This is a genomic window from Rhizobium mesoamericanum STM3625 (genome assembly GCF_000312665.1).
Taxonomy (GTDB): Bacteria; Pseudomonadota; Alphaproteobacteria; order Rhizobiales; family Rhizobiaceae; genus Rhizobium; species Rhizobium mesoamericanum.
Genome location: NZ_HF536772.1, coordinates 625,355 through 641,486, shown reverse-complemented (window position 1 = coordinate 641,486; position 16,132 = coordinate 625,355). Strand labels below are relative to the sequence as shown.

18 protein-coding genes, 1 tRNA gene and 1 riboswitch are annotated in these 16,132 nt (G+C 59.5%); of the genes, 7 read left to right on the top strand and 12 right to left on the bottom strand.

Translation table 11 applies throughout. The annotated features are described in order from the left end of the window. Window positions 1–111: 111 nt before the first annotated feature. Window positions 112–1,728 carry an ABC transporter permease gene (locus BN77_RS03170; RefSeq protein ID WP_007528316.1) on the top strand — a complete coding sequence of 539 codons (1,617 nt, stop codon included), beginning with the start codon at window positions 112–114 and terminating at the stop codon, window positions 1,726–1,728. Beyond that, window positions 1,725–2,765: an ABC transporter ATP-binding protein gene (locus BN77_RS03165; protein ID WP_007528314.1), complete on the top strand. Its 1,041-nt coding sequence runs from the start codon at window positions 1,725–1,727 to the stop codon at window positions 2,763–2,765. Before BN77_RS03170 ends, BN77_RS03165 begins: the two co-directional genes overlap by 4 nt. On the opposite strand, the gene BN77_RS03160 is transcribed toward BN77_RS03165, so the two are convergent. From BN77_RS03160 to BN77_RS03110, 11 genes are all read right to left on the bottom strand, one after another. Further along, on the bottom strand, window positions 2,766–4,091 hold the full coding sequence (locus BN77_RS03160; RefSeq protein ID WP_040677542.1) for a glucoamylase family protein: 1,326 nt from the start codon (window positions 4,089–4,091) through the stop codon (window positions 2,766–2,768). Window positions 4,092–4,218: 127 nt separating this feature from the next. Then, window positions 4,219–4,827: a thiamine phosphate synthase gene (locus BN77_RS03155; protein WP_007528310.1), complete on the bottom strand. Its 609-nt coding sequence runs from the start codon at window positions 4,825–4,827 to the stop codon at window positions 4,219–4,221. Continuing rightward, on the bottom strand, window positions 4,824–5,597 hold the full coding sequence (locus tag BN77_RS03150; protein ID WP_007528308.1) for a thiazole synthase: 774 nt from the start codon (window positions 5,595–5,597) through the stop codon (window positions 4,824–4,826). The genes BN77_RS03155 and BN77_RS03150 overlap by 4 nt, the downstream gene beginning before the upstream one ends. Window positions 5,598–5,600: 3 nt before the next feature. After that, window positions 5,601–5,798: a sulfur carrier protein ThiS gene (gene thiS / locus BN77_RS03145; RefSeq protein ID WP_007528306.1), complete on the bottom strand. Its 198-nt coding sequence runs from the start codon at window positions 5,796–5,798 to the stop codon at window positions 5,601–5,603. Further along, window positions 5,795–6,769, bottom strand: coding sequence for a glycine oxidase ThiO (gene thiO, locus BN77_RS03140; protein WP_007528304.1), 975 nt, complete (start codon window positions 6,767–6,769; stop codon window positions 5,795–5,797). Before thiO ends, thiS begins: the two co-directional genes overlap by 4 nt. A 1-nt stretch (window position 6,770) precedes the next feature. Then, window positions 6,771–8,597 (bottom strand): phosphomethylpyrimidine synthase ThiC, encoded by a 1,827-nt coding sequence (thiC, locus tag BN77_RS03135; protein WP_007528301.1) that lies wholly within the window; start codon window positions 8,595–8,597, stop codon window positions 6,771–6,773. Between the two features lie 93 nt (window positions 8,598–8,690). Next, window positions 8,691–8,802, bottom strand: a riboswitch (TPP riboswitch). 235 nt (window positions 8,803–9,037) lie between these two features. After that, window positions 9,038–9,523 carry a DUF3597 domain-containing protein gene (locus BN77_RS03130; protein ID WP_007528299.1) on the bottom strand — a complete coding sequence of 162 codons (486 nt, stop codon included), beginning with the start codon at window positions 9,521–9,523 and terminating at the stop codon, window positions 9,038–9,040. 502 nt (window positions 9,524–10,025) lie between these two features. Beyond that, a complete protein-coding gene (locus BN77_RS03120; protein ID WP_007528296.1) occupies window positions 10,026–10,292 on the bottom strand; it encodes a PIN-like domain-containing protein in 267 nt (88 codons plus the stop codon). A 10-nt stretch (window positions 10,293–10,302) separates the two neighbouring features. Then, window positions 10,303–10,416, bottom strand: coding sequence for a PIN-like domain-containing protein (locus tag BN77_RS35505; protein ID WP_280109908.1), 114 nt, complete (start codon window positions 10,414–10,416; stop codon window positions 10,303–10,305). Beyond that, on the bottom strand, window positions 10,413–10,694 hold the full coding sequence (locus BN77_RS03115) for a hypothetical protein (RefSeq protein ID WP_007528294.1): 282 nt from the start codon (window positions 10,692–10,694) through the stop codon (window positions 10,413–10,415). Before BN77_RS03115 ends, BN77_RS35505 begins: the two co-directional genes overlap by 4 nt. A gap of 276 nt (window positions 10,695–10,970) precedes the next feature. Continuing rightward, window positions 10,971–11,045: transfer RNA gene (locus BN77_RS03110), tRNA-Gly, on the bottom strand. A 252-nt stretch (window positions 11,046–11,297) separates the two neighbouring features. Between BN77_RS03110 and BN77_RS03105 the strand changes: the two genes are divergently transcribed. The 4 genes from BN77_RS03105 (at window position 11,298) to BN77_RS03090 (ending at window position 13,805) form a co-directional block, all read left to right on the top strand. Beyond that, the gene (locus tag BN77_RS03105; RefSeq protein ID WP_007528292.1) at window positions 11,298–11,807 is read left to right on the top strand and encodes a prolyl-tRNA synthetase associated domain-containing protein; all 510 of its coding nucleotides are present in this window, start codon (window positions 11,298–11,300) and stop codon (window positions 11,805–11,807) included. A 53-nt stretch (window positions 11,808–11,860) separates the two neighbouring features. After that, window positions 11,861–12,826: a thioredoxin gene (gene trxA, locus BN77_RS03100; protein WP_007528290.1), complete on the top strand. Its 966-nt coding sequence runs from the start codon at window positions 11,861–11,863 to the stop codon at window positions 12,824–12,826. 112 nt (window positions 12,827–12,938) lie between these two features. Then, window positions 12,939–13,607 (top strand): LON peptidase substrate-binding domain-containing protein, encoded by a 669-nt coding sequence (locus BN77_RS03095; protein WP_007528288.1) that lies wholly within the window; start codon window positions 12,939–12,941, stop codon window positions 13,605–13,607. A 9-nt stretch (window positions 13,608–13,616) separates the two neighbouring features. After that, window positions 13,617–13,805 (top strand): Trm112 family protein, encoded by a 189-nt coding sequence (locus BN77_RS03090; protein WP_007528286.1) that lies wholly within the window; start codon window positions 13,617–13,619, stop codon window positions 13,803–13,805. Here the strand turns inward: BN77_RS03090 and BN77_RS03085 are convergent, their stop codons facing one another. Then, window positions 13,806–15,020, bottom strand: coding sequence for a ubiquinone biosynthesis hydroxylase (locus BN77_RS03085; protein WP_007528284.1), 1,215 nt, complete (start codon window positions 15,018–15,020; stop codon window positions 13,806–13,808). Between the two features lie 86 nt (window positions 15,021–15,106). Between BN77_RS03085 and tesB the strand changes: the two genes are divergently transcribed. Next, entirely contained in the window at window positions 15,107–15,991 is an 885-nt protein-coding gene (gene tesB / locus BN77_RS03080) for an acyl-CoA thioesterase II (protein ID WP_007528281.1), read from the top strand. The last annotated feature ends 141 nt before the right edge of the window (window positions 15,992–16,132 follow it).

The following is a 16,132-nucleotide window of genomic DNA, read 5'->3' as shown; positions in this document are numbered from 1 at the left end:
TCTGTCACAGGTCCTGCGGGTCAAAACTGTTGCTTTTGGCTCAAGAAAAACGTAGGGCATGACGAAATCGGCAACCGCCTTTCATAGGCGGTTGCCTTCCTTTTTCAGCGTATGAAGGCGGCGGCCTTGCTGCAGGACAACAGATTGCTTGTTCCCGGTCATGAAAGGCCGATGGCGCGGTCGGTGGCGAGAATAGATCGGCTGCGTGCACGTCTCCCTCACGCCGCTGTCATCCTCTTTGCCTCCGTCGTGGCGCTGTTCAGTCTGGTGCCGCTTGGTTTCATCGCCTGGATAACCTTCGATGTCGGCTGGCAGACCGTAAAGGAACTTGTGTTCCGTGCGCGGGTCGGCGAGTTGCTCGTCAACACAGTGCTATTGGAAGCCTTTACCATCCCACTGTCGATCGCTCTTGCCGTGACGCTGGCCTGGCTGGTCGAGCGGACAGATATACCCTTCGCGCGGTTGTGGTCATGGCTGGCGGTTGCGCCACTCGCGGTGCCGGCCTTTGTCCACAGCTACGCGTGGATAAGTCTCATCCCCGGAATGCGCGGGCTGCAGAGCGGCGTCTTCGTTTCCGTGCTTGCGTACTTCCCGTTTCTCTATCTGCCGGTCGCCGCCGCCCTGCGCCGGCTCGATCCCGCCATTGAGGATGCCGCTTCGTCCCTCGGCCTTGGGCCCTGGCGTTTGTTCTTCCGGACTATCCTGCCGCAGTTGCGCTTCGCCATCTGCGGCGGCTCGCTGCTGATCGGGCTGCACCTGCTGTCGGAGTACGGCCTCTTCGTGATGATCCGTTTCGATACATTCGCGACGGCGATCGTCGATCAATTCCAATCCGCGTATAACAGCCCGGCCGCCAACATGCTGGGTGGCGTTCTTGTCGCTTGCTGCCTGCTTCTGCTGGGTCTCGAAATCCTGTTGCGCGGCAACGAGCGGTATGCCCGCGTCGGCTCCGGTTCTGCTCGGCCTGCGGATCGCCGTCGGCTCGGCTGGTTCGTTGCGCCGGCGATCATGCTTCAGGTCGGCTTGACGGCTTTGACGCTTGGCGTTCCCTTGGTGACGCTGGTGCGGTGGCTCTGTCTCGGTGGACTCGAGGTTTGGCGCCTCGACACGGTTGGCAATGCGTTTGCACAGACCATCATTGTCGCCATCGCCGGCGGGGTGCTTGCCACGATTGCCGCCGCGCCGATGGCCTGGCTTTCCGTGCGAGCGCCGGGGCGTCTGCAGCGCCTGCTCGAGGCCTGCCACTATTATGTTGGCTCGTTGCCGGGCGTGGTGGTCGCGCTCGCGCTGGTGACAATTACCGTTCGTCTCGTTCTGCCTCTCTATCAGACCTTTGCCACCCTCATTGCTGCATACATCCTACTGTTCCTGCCGCGCGCCATAGTGGGCCTGCGCGCAAGCATCGCCCAGGCGCCCGTGGAGCTTGAGCGTGCCGCAATGGGCCTTGGCCGGACACCTGCCCAGGCTGTGCGACAGGTTACCATGCGGCTCGCCGCGCCGGGCGCAGCTGCCAGCATCGCGCTTGTTGGTCTCGGCATCACCAACGAGCTGACCGCGACATTGATGCTGGCGCCAAATGGGGTGGAAACCCTTGCGACGAAGTTCTGGTCGTTGACCAGCGAGATCGACTACATTGCAGCGGCGCCTTACGCTTTCATGATGGTCGTGTTATCGCTGCCGCTCACCCTTCTTCTCTATGCCCAATCGAAACGGACTGCCGGACAATGACGCTGCTTACGATCGATCGCATCAGCAAGCGCTACGGACATGTCCAGGCATTGCAGAACATTTCACTCGATGTTACCGCCGGGAGCCGCACTGCCGTGGTCGGGCCTTCCGGGTCGGGCAAGACGACGCTGCTGCGCATCATCGCCGGTTTCGAGCAGCCTGATGACGGCCGTGTGACGCTCAACGGCGAGCTTCTGGCGGATGGTCCGGTAGTCGTGCCTGCGCACAAGCGAGGCATCGGTATCGTGTCGCAGGACGGCGCGCTGTTTCCGCATCTGAGTGTTGCCGATAATATCGGTTTCGGCTTCGAGCGCGGCGCGCCCGATCGCGAACGACGCATTATCGACCTGCTCGATATGGTCGAGCTTGACCGCAACATGCTCACTCGCCGCCCGCACCAGCTGTCCGGCGGCCAGCAGCAGCGCGTGGCGCTAGCCCGCGCGCTTGGCCGCAAGCCGCGTTTGATGCTGCTCGATGAACCGTTCTCGGCACTCGATACCGGCCTGCGTGAGAATATGCGCAAGGCCGTGGCCCGCGTTCTCCAGTCCGCGGGCATCACGACGATCCTGGTCACGCATGATCAGGCGGAAGCGCTTTCCTTCGCCGATCAAGTCGCCGTCTTACGGGAAGGCAAATTGATCCAGGCGGGGTCACCGCAATCCGTTTACCTGCAGCCCATTGATCGCGAGACAGCTCTTTTTCTCGGGGACGCGGTTATGCTTCCGGCCATTGCTCGCAATGGTTTTGCCGATTGTGCGCTCGGCCGCGTCGCCGTTGACGGAGGCCACAAAGGCAAGGTCGAGATCATGCTGCGGCCCGAACAGATCAGGGTCGTTCCCGATGAAAGCGCGCAGACCTATCGCGGACGGGTCGTCGAAGTGGAGTTCGGTGGGGCGACCTGCACCGTCGCGGTGTCGCTTGAAGGCGTTGCCCTTCCGCCGATCATGATCAAGACGTCAAGCGTGGCGCTTCCGGAACGCGGCGATCATGTGCGTCTCGACATCGCTGGAAAGGCACACATTCTTGGAAGCCGCTAATCAGGCGATCTTCCGATCGGAACTCTCATCTTCTGATAACCAGCCACCGCTAAATCCCGCTAGCTCAAGACCGCGCCGGATGACCGGTGAACCGCGCATAAGACCCCAGATGAAGTCCGAGCGATCATTCTCGATTGTCATGACCAGAAGGCCCTGGTCGATGCCTACGCAGCGGTCGTCAACCCAGCCTTCAGGCCGCTTGGTCTTGACAGTCGGATTGAACCCACCGGGAAAGCGATCTTCGTAAAGTAGGTTCGGATAGGTCGATATCAGGGCGCGAAGGCCATCGAGCGAAGCCTGACGGTCATATGGCAACGATGCGAGCGCTGACCAGGGTGCGATTGTGCCGTCGTCTGGTCCGAGCGGCGCGCCACGCGCGGCATAGCCGAGCACGCGCGGGTGACGACCGCCACGCATGTTTCGGGTTGGAGGAGGGCCATCGGAGGCAGACAGGCCCCAAATGTCCTTGCTATAGCCGACAAAATGCCCTGGATTGCGCTGTGCATAGTCCCGCTGCACGGCGATCGACACCTGGGTATTGCGGAAATAATCCCAGTTGCGCTCGGCCATTGCCTTGTCCTGGATCCCGCGGAAATCAATCCAGGCATGCGAGAAAAAGTGAATGAAGAGCGGGCCGGCATAAACATACGGCTGGTCACCGAACAGCATCCAAGAATAGCTCGCGGTAAAGGCATCGTAGCTTGACGAGGGTATTGGATGTGTTGGCGAAGCGAGCGCCAACGTATAAAGCAGGATGGCCTCGTCGTAGCCCTGCCAGCGCCAACGCAGGAAGCCGCTACCCGGCTTCCAGCCCATGCAGACCGTTTGTCCCTTGTTGAGGGCCCAGTGCCAGTCGATCCTCTCGTAGATCAAGCTTGCGAGCCTGCGGATTTCCGTCTCCGCGTCGGTGTTGCGATCGAAATAGGCCGCGGCAGTCAGCATGCCCGCTACAAGAAGCGTGGTGTCGATCGTCGACAGCTCGCTGTTCCAAGCGCGGTGGCCGGTGTCCATATGCAGGAAGTGATAGAAGAAGCCGCGATAACCGATGGCGTGGCGCTCGCGACCCTGGTGGCCGTTGGCGAAGAAGCAAAGTGTCTTCAGCGTGCGCTCGATCGCCTCGGAACGCTGCATCCAGCCACGCTCCACCGCGACGGGATAGGATGACAGGCAAAAGCCGACCGCGGCAATGCTACAGGGGACGCCCGCGATAGAAGTATCCGCAACCAGCCCGTTTTCGGGATTGTAGTGCTTCGGGAAATAATTGAATGCGCCTTGCTGAAGCCTATCGATCAGCGCGGAATCCGTTTCCTCGGTCCGTTGTAACATACGTGCCAAGCCCAACATGTTGTCCAACCCGGCTTCAACATGGTGAAGCATTGTGCGCAAATCAATCATTTTCGAAGGCATGTGACTACACGATCGGGTGACCGCTTTGCTACCCCTCAAGGGCACTTTACTGTCGCCAGGCTGCCGTGGCAGCGAGCCATTGCCGCGTTCGCGTCTCGGGATCGGCGTTTAGGGTAATGTCGGTCACGACGGCAGCACTGTCGGCGCCATGAGAAAGAACGCCATCCAGTCGATCGGCGTTCAACCCGCCGATGGCGACGAGCGGCAGGTCGCCAATGCGCTCCTTCCAGACGCGCAGGCGTTCAGGTCCTTGCGGTGACCACTTCATCTGCTTGAGGATCGTAGGATAGATCGGCCCGAGCGCGATATAATCCGGTTTTGCCGCCATCGCAGTCTCGAGTTCCGCACTGTCATGGGTTGACAAGCCGAGCTTCTGGCCGGCAGCACGGATGGCGCCGAGATCAGCCACTTCCAGATCTTCCTGCCCGAGGTGGATGAAATCACACCCTTCCTCGATGGCGAGTTGCCAGTAGTCGTTGACGATCAGCTGAGAGCCATACGCAGCGCAAATTGCCTTTGCAATGCGGATTTCGACGCGAATCTCGGCGGCTGTCTTGTTCTTGATCCGTAACTGCACAAGTTTGACGCCGAGCGGAACAAGTCGCGAAATCCACTCGGCACTATCGACGATAAGATAGAAGGGATCGAGTCTCATGCGAATACGGCCTTTCCAATAATCGGTGTCGACGGAACAGCAACGTCACGCGGTTCCAGCATGCCCGCACCGAAGGCCTCGCGGCCCGACTCGATCGCCTTGGCAAACGCCCCGGCCATGGCAACCGGATCGAAGGCACCGGCGATGGCGGTGTTCAACAGCACTGCGTCGAAACCGAGTTCCATGACAGTTGCCGCGTGTGATGGTCGACCGATACCAGCGTCGACGATGAGAGGAATGCCTGGAAAATGTGCGCGCATCGAACGCAGCGCCGTCAGATTGAGCGGCCCCGCGGCGCTGCCGATCGGTGCGCACCAGGGCATAAGCACACGGCAACCTGCTTCGAGCAACCTCTCCGCCACTACGAGGTCGTCGGTCGTGTAGGGAAAGACTTCAAACCCTTCGCCTGACAGGATGCGGGCGGCCTCGACCAGCGCGAACACGTCAGGCTGAAGCGTATCGTCATTTCCGATTACCTCCAATTTGATCCACTTCGTGCCGAACAACTCGCGCGCCATCTTGGCTGTCAGTACGGCCTCCGAGACCCCATGACAGCCTGCTGTATTCGGCAGAACCCGAACGCCTAGCGCCCGTATCATCTCGATGAAGGCGCCGCCGCCGCGCCCGCCAGCGGTCTCGCGGCGCAGGGAGACGGTGACGATCTCCGTCCGTGATCGTTTAACGGCCTCCGCTAATATCCCGGGTGAGGGATATCGTGCGGTGCCAAGAAGCAAACGGGACGAAACCTCGCTGTCGTATAAGGTCAGCATCCTTCAGCCTCCCTGCATGGGCGACAGGATTTCGATCCTGTCATTGTCGTTCAGCGCGTGGTTGGCGCGATCCTCGCGGTGGACGATTTCGCCATTGACGGCGGTTGCCAGCCAGTCGCCTTCATATTCCATTAGTGTCAGCAGTTCGGATAAGGTTGGCGCAATCAGATCATGATGCTCGCCATTGACGATCAGTATCATCGGCAATTTCCTCCCGGTTCGGTTCTGGAGAAGACAAGGTTCGCGGCCTCCTGCGCCATTGCAGGCGCCAGCAGGAAGCCGTGGCGATAGAGGCCGTTCAGCACAATCGCATCAGCCTCGCGGGTCGCGCGTGGAAAGTTATCGGCGAACGCCGGTCGCACACCGACCCCGGTTTCGACGACGGCTGCTTCCGCAAAGGCGGGATGCACCGTATAGGCGGCATTCAGCAACTCCATCATTGAACGTGCCGAGATCGGGCCGCAGAACTCCGTCTCGATCATCGTGGCGCCCACCATGAAGAGGCCATCTCCACGAGGAACGATATAAACAGGGAAACGAGGGTGCAGCAGGCGGACCGGTCGACTGAGGTAAACCTCACGCGTTTCCAGATAGAGCATTTCGCCCCGAACGCCGCGAAGTCCGTTCGTCCGCCCGATGCGCGCTGCGCCTGTGCAATCGATGGTGTCATCATAGTCGGTAGTTTCGGTCACTTGGGCAATGAACTGGACACGCCGAGCGGTGAGCTTTTCTCGAAGCAGACCCAGTACTCGCCTTGGATTGAGATGGCCCTCCAGTGGGAAGAAAAGCGCGCGCCGGAAGCGACCGGCCAGAGCCGGCTCCAATGTGGCGATTTGTTCTTCGTTCAGCCATTCGTGGCCGCCGGTGCGGCCGGCGAAGCGATCAAGTTCGCCTTGGTCGCGCGCGGGAGCAACGATCAGCGTTCCGTTTCGATGGACCTCGCCCGGCAGCATCATGCTCCACCGGTCGATGGCGTCGCGGCCGCGCAGCAACACGGCTTCGTCCGCACTTTCGCGCTCACACCAGGGCGCGAGCATTCCGCCCGCGAGCCAGGAGGCAGCCTGGCTGGAGGCGGGACGCGGATCCACAACCGTGACGTCGGCACCGCGAAGGCTGAGCTCGTATGCGACCGCGAGGCCGGCAACGCCGCCCCCTTTGACAAGGACATGCATCTCAGTCACGCGACGGGTCGACGGCGTCGATCGGCATATAGAGATCGCCGCCCTCGCGGTATTTTGCTGCCATGGCGTCGAGCCCTTCCTTCTGTGCCTCGGCGCGGATGTCGTGCGAGATCCGCATCGAGCAGAATTTCGGGCCACACATGGAGCAGAAGTGCGCGACCTTATGGGCCTCCTTTGGCAGTGTCTCGTCGTGGAAGCTTCGGGCCGTCTCCGGATCCAGCGACAGATTGAATTGGTCCTCCCATCGGAACTCGAAACGGGCGCGCGACAAGGCATCGTCGCGCAATTGAGCGGCCGGGTGCCCCTTGGCGAGATCGGCGGCGTGGGCGGCGATCTTGTAGGTGATGACGCCGGTCTTGACGTCGTTGCGGTCCGGAAGGCCAAGGTGCTCCTTCGGGGTGACGTAACAGAGCATCGCGGTACCGAACCAACCGATCATCGCAGCACCGATGCCCGAGGTGATGTGATCGTAGCCGGGGGCGATGTCGGTGGTCAGCGGCCCCAGCGTATAGAACGGCGCTTCGCCGCAGACGGCGAGCTGCTTGTCCATGTTTTCCTTGATCTTGTGCATCGGCACGTGGCCGGGTCCCTCGATCATGACCTGGCAGTCCTTGGCCCAGGCGATCTTTGTCAGCTCGCCGAGCGTTTCCAGTTCGGCGAATTGCGCGGCGTCGTTGGCGTCGGCAATCGAACCCGGACGCAGTCCGTCGCCGAGCGAGAAGGAGACGTCATAGGCACGGCAGATATCGCAGATCTCCTCGAAGTGCTCGTAGAGGAAGCTCTCCCGATGGTGATGAAGACACCACTTGGCCATGATCGAGCCGCCGCGCGAGACGATACCGGTGACGCGATTGACGGTGAGCGGGATATAGTGGAGCCGCACGCCGGCATGGATGGTGAAGTAGTCGACGCCCTGCTCGGCCTGTTCGACCAGCGTGTCGCGATAGACTTCCCAAGTTAAGTTCTCGGCAATGCCCTCGACCTTTTCCAGCGCCTGATAGAGCGGAACGGTGCCGATCGGCAGTGGCGAGTTGCGGATGATCCATTCGCGGATGTTGTGGATGTTGCGGCCGGTGGAGAGATCCATCACGGTATCGGCGCCCCAGCGGGCTGCCCAGACCATTTTTTCGACTTCTTCGGCCATCGAAGACGTGACCGCGGAGTTGCCGATATTGGCGTTGATCTTCACCAGGAAATTGCGGCCGATGATCATCGGTTCGGATTCGGGGTGGTTGATGTTGGCGGGGATGATCGCGCGACCGGCGGCCACTTCCTGCCGGACAAATTCCGGGGTGACGTGATCCGGGATCCGGGCGCCGAAGCTTTCGCCATCGCGCGTGATGGCTTCAGCCTGTGCCTTGCGGCCGAGATTTTCGCGGATGGCGATGAACTCCATCTCCGGCGTGATAATGCCGGCGCGGGCGTAGGCGAGTTGAGTGACGGCCTTGCCGTCCGTCGCGCGGAGCGGCTGGCGCTTGGCGGGGAATTCCGGCGTCAGCCGTTCGCCGCTGGCAAATCCATTGTCTTCGGGGCGCACAAGGCGGCCTTGATAGGTTTCGACATCGCCGCGAGCGAGGATCCACTCGCGGCGCAGCTCCGGAAGCCCGTGCTCGATGCGGACGTCGGCGCCATCGACTGTATAAATTCCTGAGGAGTCATAGACCGCAACTGGCGGTTCTCCGGATGTCGGGTGGAGACTGATCTCCCGCATCGGCACGCGGATATCGGGATGAAGGTTCCCTGGGATGTAGATCTTGCGGGATGCCGGCAGCGGGCCTGTTGTAACGGTCGGGGTGATGTTCTTTGCGGCAATATTCATGGTTTGAGGCTCCAAGTTTTAAGTTTGGAGACCCAGTCCTCAGCCGGAATGATGAAAAGACGCCGTCACCGATTCCACGCGAGAATCCAATGCCTTCGAGCGCTTGCACCGTCCCTACGCCAGTATGAACTGGATCAGGTTCAACGGGTCACTGCGCACGACAGCAGTATCTCAGCCCCTTGCCGGGACCCCCCTGGTGAATGGGAAAAGGTTAGAGCGAGAGCAGCAAAGCTGTCAAGCCGACTGCGGCAACCTACATGGAAAGGTCCAGCGATATTGCCAAAGAACTCGAAAAGGTAGGTTAAAAGTCCAGCACTGGCACCCGTTTCGCTAGGGTTGCGGTCTCAAGCATGCTCGCACGGAAATCAGAGGCGAAGTAGGCAGGGGGCTACCGCCCGGGAGCTTACCGGCAAGGGTGCTTGATGCTTGCGGCCGATGTGCTAGTCGAGGAGGTCGGGCGGAACCTTCCCGCCGTTTTCAGACAGCCTCTTCATGAGTGTCTTATGCAAGAAGGTGTTCATCTTCGCGCTGTCGGTCGTGTCTCCGGCATAGCCGAGTTCCCTCGCCAGTTCCCCGCGCTCATGAAGGCTCGCGTCCATCCCGACGGCCTTCATGAGGTCGACGATCGAGTGACGCCAATCGAGCTTCTGTCCCGAGTTCCTGACGGCTTCATCGAGCACGTCCTCGATATCCACTGCGGGCGCCGGGGCTGGCGGAGGTGCACCTGTCGCCGGATCGGTGATAATCGGCGGCCGCTCGGCAATCTGACCCGATTGCGGCGCGCCGGGTCCCGGAGGCGGAACGGCATCGGAAGGCAAATCTGGCGACGCCGGTGGCGTCAAAGGAGACGCAGGAAGAGACTGAACGGGCGCCGCTGCCTGCGCATCTCCAAGAATGGCTTTCCCTATGCGGTCGAAAATGCTCATCGCTTCCTTCCTCCATTGGAGTATGTGCTGAGACAACAACACCGGCGGAAGAACTCGGTTCCGTTCTGGAACATCATAGGCCCACTCTAATTTCCTCGATAAGCAGCTTAGCAAATTTAGGCACCTCATGAACTTAGAGCCGTTCATCGATGTTTACCGCTTAGGCGGATTGGACGCGCTGAATGTTGCGCTGAACGGCCTCGCCGCGTTCGAGCGCCATGCGGTTCTTAAGCAGCTCGAAGCAATCGGCTACGCAATTAGATGGCGGCACTTGGGGCACAGATACGGTTATGTGTGGTCTGGGCCGATTGAACGGTAGTTGCGATCCTGCTGCAGGTGGTGGCGGCGATCTGGTGCAATGGCCCTTGTGGCGCTTCATCTACGCATGCTCGAACGGAGGCCAGAGGCGAAGTAGGGAGGCTACCGCCCCCGCAGGCCCTCGGCGGGTGCGGTGGGGTGGCAAAGAGGGTCCCTGCTAGGCAGAAACCGCTCACCAAACGTCCTACAGCTGCTTGACCCTCGTGCTCGTCATTGACAGCTCGAACATGGCGCCGCCCTGTACAAGCCCCGCCTGCGTTTCGATAGCCTGCCAGAGCGCCAGGACGCGCTCTATCTGCTTTGTGAGCGGCGACTGGTAGAGACCCTTGGAGAGAAAGAACCCTACCAAGTGAGAGCTTCTGAAGGCGTTGTATTCGGCTTTGTTGCGGGTTATCCGCCAATCGCTGGAGATCACGATCCATCGGCCTTCGGCGCTAAGCACCCGATCCATTGGATGTCCTTTACGCCAGGTCCGAACCGCTCCTGACGTGGATGATTTCGTGCTTACCAGAAAACAATGCGTGTAGGGAGCGGGCGAGCGCGGGCGGAAGGTTTTCGTCAACCAAAACCTTCACGCAGCTCTCTTCAATCCGTGTTCAAACTGCACTGCGTCGTGAACCACGCTGACTGACACTTCGAATATTCGAGCGGCATCCTCGACCGATCCCTCTGCCTCGACGGCATCGGCAAGCGCAACAGTTGGAACGCCAGACTGTGAGGCAACCGGCTGACCGAATTCGCGGCCGGGATCAATCACGATCGATTGCTTGCCGTTGAAAGGACGCCACCGGACAACAGCATCGTCCTCGATATCGAGTTCTTTGAACGTGCGCTCAACGACCTGCTGAAACACGTACTGTCGGCGTTTCAGATCGAGGAGCTTCGGCTCTACGGATCGCTCAATGCTGTAGGAAGATAGTGCGGCCGTCCGTCTGAAAGCGACGCGTGGAGAACGGTCGCTCCTCGCTCGCGAATGTGCACGCAAAGTCGAGGCAGTTGCGTGATGGGCCGTGCCTTCGCGGTTTCCAACGCCAGATTTTTTTCGCGGTGGCGAGAATTACGCGAAATTTGAACAACAAAGCCGCCTTACGGCGGATATCGTTATGATCTTGATTTCCTTTAGGAAAATTGGAGCGGGCGAAGGGATTTGAACCCTCGACCCCAACCTTGGCAAGGTTGTGCTCTACCCCTGAGCTACACCCGCTCAATCCGCATCGGTCCGGGGTAGTTGTGAGGACCGTGGGCGCCACCTTGCGGCGACGGGCGCTATATCGCCCAAACGATTTTCAAATGCAACAGGGAAATGACGGAAATTCGAAGAAAAATTTCCAGGCCTCGTCCAAAGACATCGGAAGTGCCGCAAATGCAGGGCAAAGCGTCGACCAGGAGCGTTGCAAAACATAGTGGCGGGACGTAATCAGGCGTCCTCTATTCCACCGACCGCATGGATTTTCAAATGACCCACGCAACTCCGAAGACCAGAGACGACCTTTTTGCCTTTCTTGATGGCCTGGATATAAAGCACAGCACCAAAAACCACGCGCCGGTCTTTACGGTTGCCGAATCGGTCGCGCTGCGTGACGAGATTCCCGGAGGCCACACGAAAAACCTCTTCGTCAAAGATAAGAAGGATCAGTTCTTTCTGCTTACTGTGGAAGAGAATGCGACGGTGGATCTAAAGACGGTGCACACACGGATCGGCGCCGCCAGCAAGGTCTCGTTCGGAAAGCCGGAAAAGCTGATGGAGTACCTTGGTGTTGTCCCCGGCGCTGTCACGGCTTTTGGGGCGATCAATGATACCGGCGGAAACGTAACGTTCGTTCTCGATGCCGATTTGATGGAAGAAATGATCATCAATTGCCATCCGTTGTCCAATGATGCCACGACTTCGATTGCAAGCGCCGATCTTATTCGCTTTATGGAAGCGACGGGGCATAAGCCGCTTGTCTTGAAAGTGACGTCCTGACATACGATTTTAGCGCTAGAAAAGCCGGCTGACCGGCACGGCGGGAGATTTCCATGAGCGGCAACGACAATCCTTACAGCAATTCCTTTGGTCAGATGACGGCAGCTGCCAATTATGGAGCGGCGCCGACCTCTGGTACGGGCGGTTACATCAAGGATACGACGACTGCGACTTTTGCGAAGGATGTCATCGAGGAATCGCGCAGCCAGCCGGTTCTCGTCGATTTCTGGGCGCCGTGGTGCGGTCCCTGCAAGCAGCTTACCCCGGTGCTTGAGAAAGTCGTCAATGAAGCGCAAGGGCGCGTCAAGTTGGTCAAGATGAACATTGACGACCATCCCTCGATCGCCGGGCAGCTCGGTATCCAGTCGATTCCGGCTGTGATCGCGTTCGTCGGTGGGCGTCCGGCCGATGGCTTCATGGGCGCTGTGCCGGAGAGCCAGATTAACCAGTTCATCGATCGCATCGCCGGTCCCGTCGGCGCCGATCAGGCGGCGGAAATCGAAGGCGTTCTCAAGGAGGCCGAGGAACTGTTGGTGTCCGGTGATATCAACGGCGCCGCACAGCTTTACGGTGCTGTCATGCAGGCCGATCCCGAGAATGCGAAGGCATTGGCGGGAATGGCGGAATGCATGATTGCTGCAAACCAGCACGAGCGTGCGCGTGAGGCTCTGACGGAATTGCCAGAGGAAATGGCGAAGGACCCGGCGATCCAGGCCGTATCGAAGAAGCTCGATCAGATCGAGGAAGCACGCAAGCTCGGTGATCCCGTTGCCTTGGAGGAGGAGTTGGCGCGAAATCCCGACGATCACGAGGCCCGCCTGAAGCTTGCCAAAATCCGCAACGTCGAGGGTCGGCGGGAAGAATCGGCGGAGCACCTGCTTTACATCATGCGGAAGGATCGTGCTTTCGACGACGACGGCGCACGCCGGCAGTTGCTGCAATTCTTCGACGTCTGGGGTTTCAAGGATCCTGCCACGGTTTCGGCGCGGCGCAAGCTTTCGGCCATGCTGTTTTCCTAATCGGCCATCTAAGTTTCGGTCGACCGCCCTTGCGTTTTTGGAGGCGGGCCCCACATTTCCGTTTGTGCGGGCGCATCGTCTCTCGCCCGTCGGCAATGCAGGACCAGTCTCTATGCAAGTGGGGAATGCACGATATCTGAAGCCCGCTGATCTGCCTGATACGATTGCGGTCTTTCCGCTTAGCGGCGCTCTGCTGCTGCCGACAGGGCAGTTGCCCCTCAATATTTTCGAGCCGCGCTATCTTGCGATGTTCGATGCTGCTCTATCTGGTAATCGGCTGATCGGCATGGTTCAGCCGGCGCTCGGAGACCAGGAAGGGCAGGGCGAGGTTCATCTGGCCCCGGTTGGCTGCCTTGGCCGCATCACATCGTTCGCCGAGACCGGTGACGGTCGTTATATCGTGTCCCTGACCGGTATCTGCCGCTTCCGCCTCCTGGAGGAGAGGGAAACACATCATCCCTTCCGAACCTTTCGTATCGCGCCGTTCATTGCCGATCTTTCGGCGCGGGACGAGGAGGACGCGGTCGATCGTGCGGCACTTCTCGCTGCCTTCAAGGCTTATCTTGATGCAAACAAGCTCGAGGCGGACTGGGAAAGCGTCGAGCGCGCGAGCAACCTGACGCTCGTCAACTCGCTCGCGATGATGTCACCGTTCGGACCGGCCGAGAAGCAGGCGCTTCTCGAGGCACCCGATCTGAAGACGCGGGCCGAAACGCTGATCGCGATTACGGAGATCGTTCTGGCGCGCGTATTCGGTGACTCGGACACGGTTCTGCAGTAAAACCGGTTCATGGACGAAAAACTCAGCCGCGTTGACCCGAAGCTTCTCGAACTGCTGGTATGCCCCCTGACGAAGGGCCGGCTTACTTACGATCGCGAGCACAACGAACTTGTGTCGGAAAAGGCGCGGCTCGCTTATCCGATTCGTGATGGTATTCCGATCATGCTGGTCTCGGAGGCACGCGAGCTGGACGACTGACTAGATCGTCTGTCCTGCGAGCAGGCGAGGATTGTCCTTTGCGGTCGTGCCCGCAGCCTGGCCGACGAAGAACGATTTGAGGCCGGGTAGCCGATCGACGATACCCAGGCCGAAATCGCGGGCGATGCGTAGCGGTGCCAGGTCATTCGAGAAGAGCCGATTGAGCACATCCGTGGTGACGCCCATACGGAAGGTATCGAAGCGGCGCCATGCCTGATAGCGCTCGAGAATATTGATCGAGCCGATATCGAGCCCAAGCCGATCAGCCTCTACGACGGTTTCGGCCAGGGCGGCAACATCCTTGAAGCCGAGGTTAAGGCCCTGTCCGGAAATCGGATGAATTCCGTGCGCGGCATCGCCGGCCAGCGCCACACGCGGAGCCACGAAAGCCCGCGCAAGCGTTAGCCCGAGTGGGAAGGCGCGTTTGTCACCGACAACCTTCAATGCACCGAGCTTATGACCGAAACGACGCTCCAGCTCTTCTTCAAAGATGAGGTCGTCGGATGCGACAAGGCGATTCGCCTCCGGAGTTGGCTCCGTCCAGACGAGTGACGAGCGGTTCCCTTTCAACGGCAGGATCGCAAAGGGTCCGGATGGGAGAAAATGCTCTTCCGCGCAGCCGTGATGTGGACGCTCGTGTTCGACCGTCGTGACAATCCCCGACTGACCGTAATCCCAGGACACGGTTTTGATGCCTGCCAGGTCCCTGAGGTGTGACCGGACGCCGTCGCAGGCAACGACAAGGCGGGTTTCCTGCACGCTGCCATCCGAAGCCGTGACTGTCGCATGCGTATCGGCAATAGAAAGGCCGGTCGCGCTAAAGCCATGATGGATGTCGATGCCAAGCCTTTCGCATGCACCACGCAGCGCCCGAACGAGGACGACATTTGGAATCATATGTGCGAACGGTCGTCCATCCTCCACCTCACCATCGAAGGTCAGGAAAACCGGACGTACGGGATCTGATGTCTTCGAATCGGTGACGATCATCTTCGTGATCGGCTGCGCGTCCGGCTCGATATCCCCCCACATGCCGAAAACCTCAAGCATTCTGGTAGCGGCAGCGATAATGGCCGAGGCGCGCATGTCCTTCTGCCATACGCCGGCAGGCGCTGCCTCGACGACTGCGATATCGAGATGAGGCGCCGCCTGTTTGACCGCCACGGCAGCGGAGAGCCCGACGTAACCCGCGCCTACAACCAGCATGTCCCGCATGGAGTTCCGTTCCGTTTCTTGTGAATATCGTATTGATCTATATAGGTCATCGCTGCTGCACTTCCTATCGCCTGGAGCTATACAAAATGACGCCTGACACCGAAAGACCAACTGCGATGGAGACTCTGCTTTCTACGCTGGACCTTGAGCCGATCGAGGTCGACATCTTTCGCGGACGCAGCCCTCAGGTTGGCTGGCAGCGTGTCTTCGGCGGTCAGGTCATCGCGCAAGCATTGATGGCGGCACAGCGCACGGTGGAGCGTGACCGTATCGTGCATTCGCTGCACGCCTATTTCATGCGCCCGGGCGATCCCTCGGTGCCGATCGTCTATCAGGTGGAGCGGATTCGCGATGGATCGAGTTTCAATACTCGTCGTGCCGTCGCCATCCAGCATGGAAAGGCGATATTTGCTCTCTCGGCCTCATTCCAGATCGAAGAACCCGGGTTCTATCATCAGATCACCATGCCTGATGTTCCCACTCCTGAAAAGCTCCTCGACGAACAACAGATCGCCGCGCAATTTCTTGCCAATGCGCCAGCGCCGATTCGCAAATATTGGGAGCGCGAGCGGCCGATCGAGATTCGGCCTATATCGCTCACGCACTATTTCTCGGACAAGAAGCTGGACCCGGTGCAGCATATCTGGGTGCGACCGACGGGACCGGTCCCCGACGATCGCTCCTATCAGGCGGCCATTCTCGCCTATCTCTCCGACATGACGCTGCTTGATACTTCGCTCTATCCGCATGGAACATCGATCTTCGACCAGACGATCCAGGTCGCCAGTCTCGATCACTCGATGTGGTTTCATCGACCCTCGAAACTCGACGATTGGCTTCTTTACACACAGGATAGCCCTTCGGCTTCCGGCGCAAGGGGACTGACGCGCGGTAGCCTATTTACGAGGGAAGGCGTCCTGATTGCGTCGGTGGCCCAGGAGGGGCTGATTCGTAAAACGGCAAATGAATAAATTGTAGGCATATTTGTTCATTCGGGTATTTTTTGAGCGATTATTGGGCAATCATTTGCCTGTTTATTGGCGTCTGTTTAATTAGTTATTATTTTTCAAATAGTTATCTTCTTCCATCGAATCTGGCACGCACTTTGAATG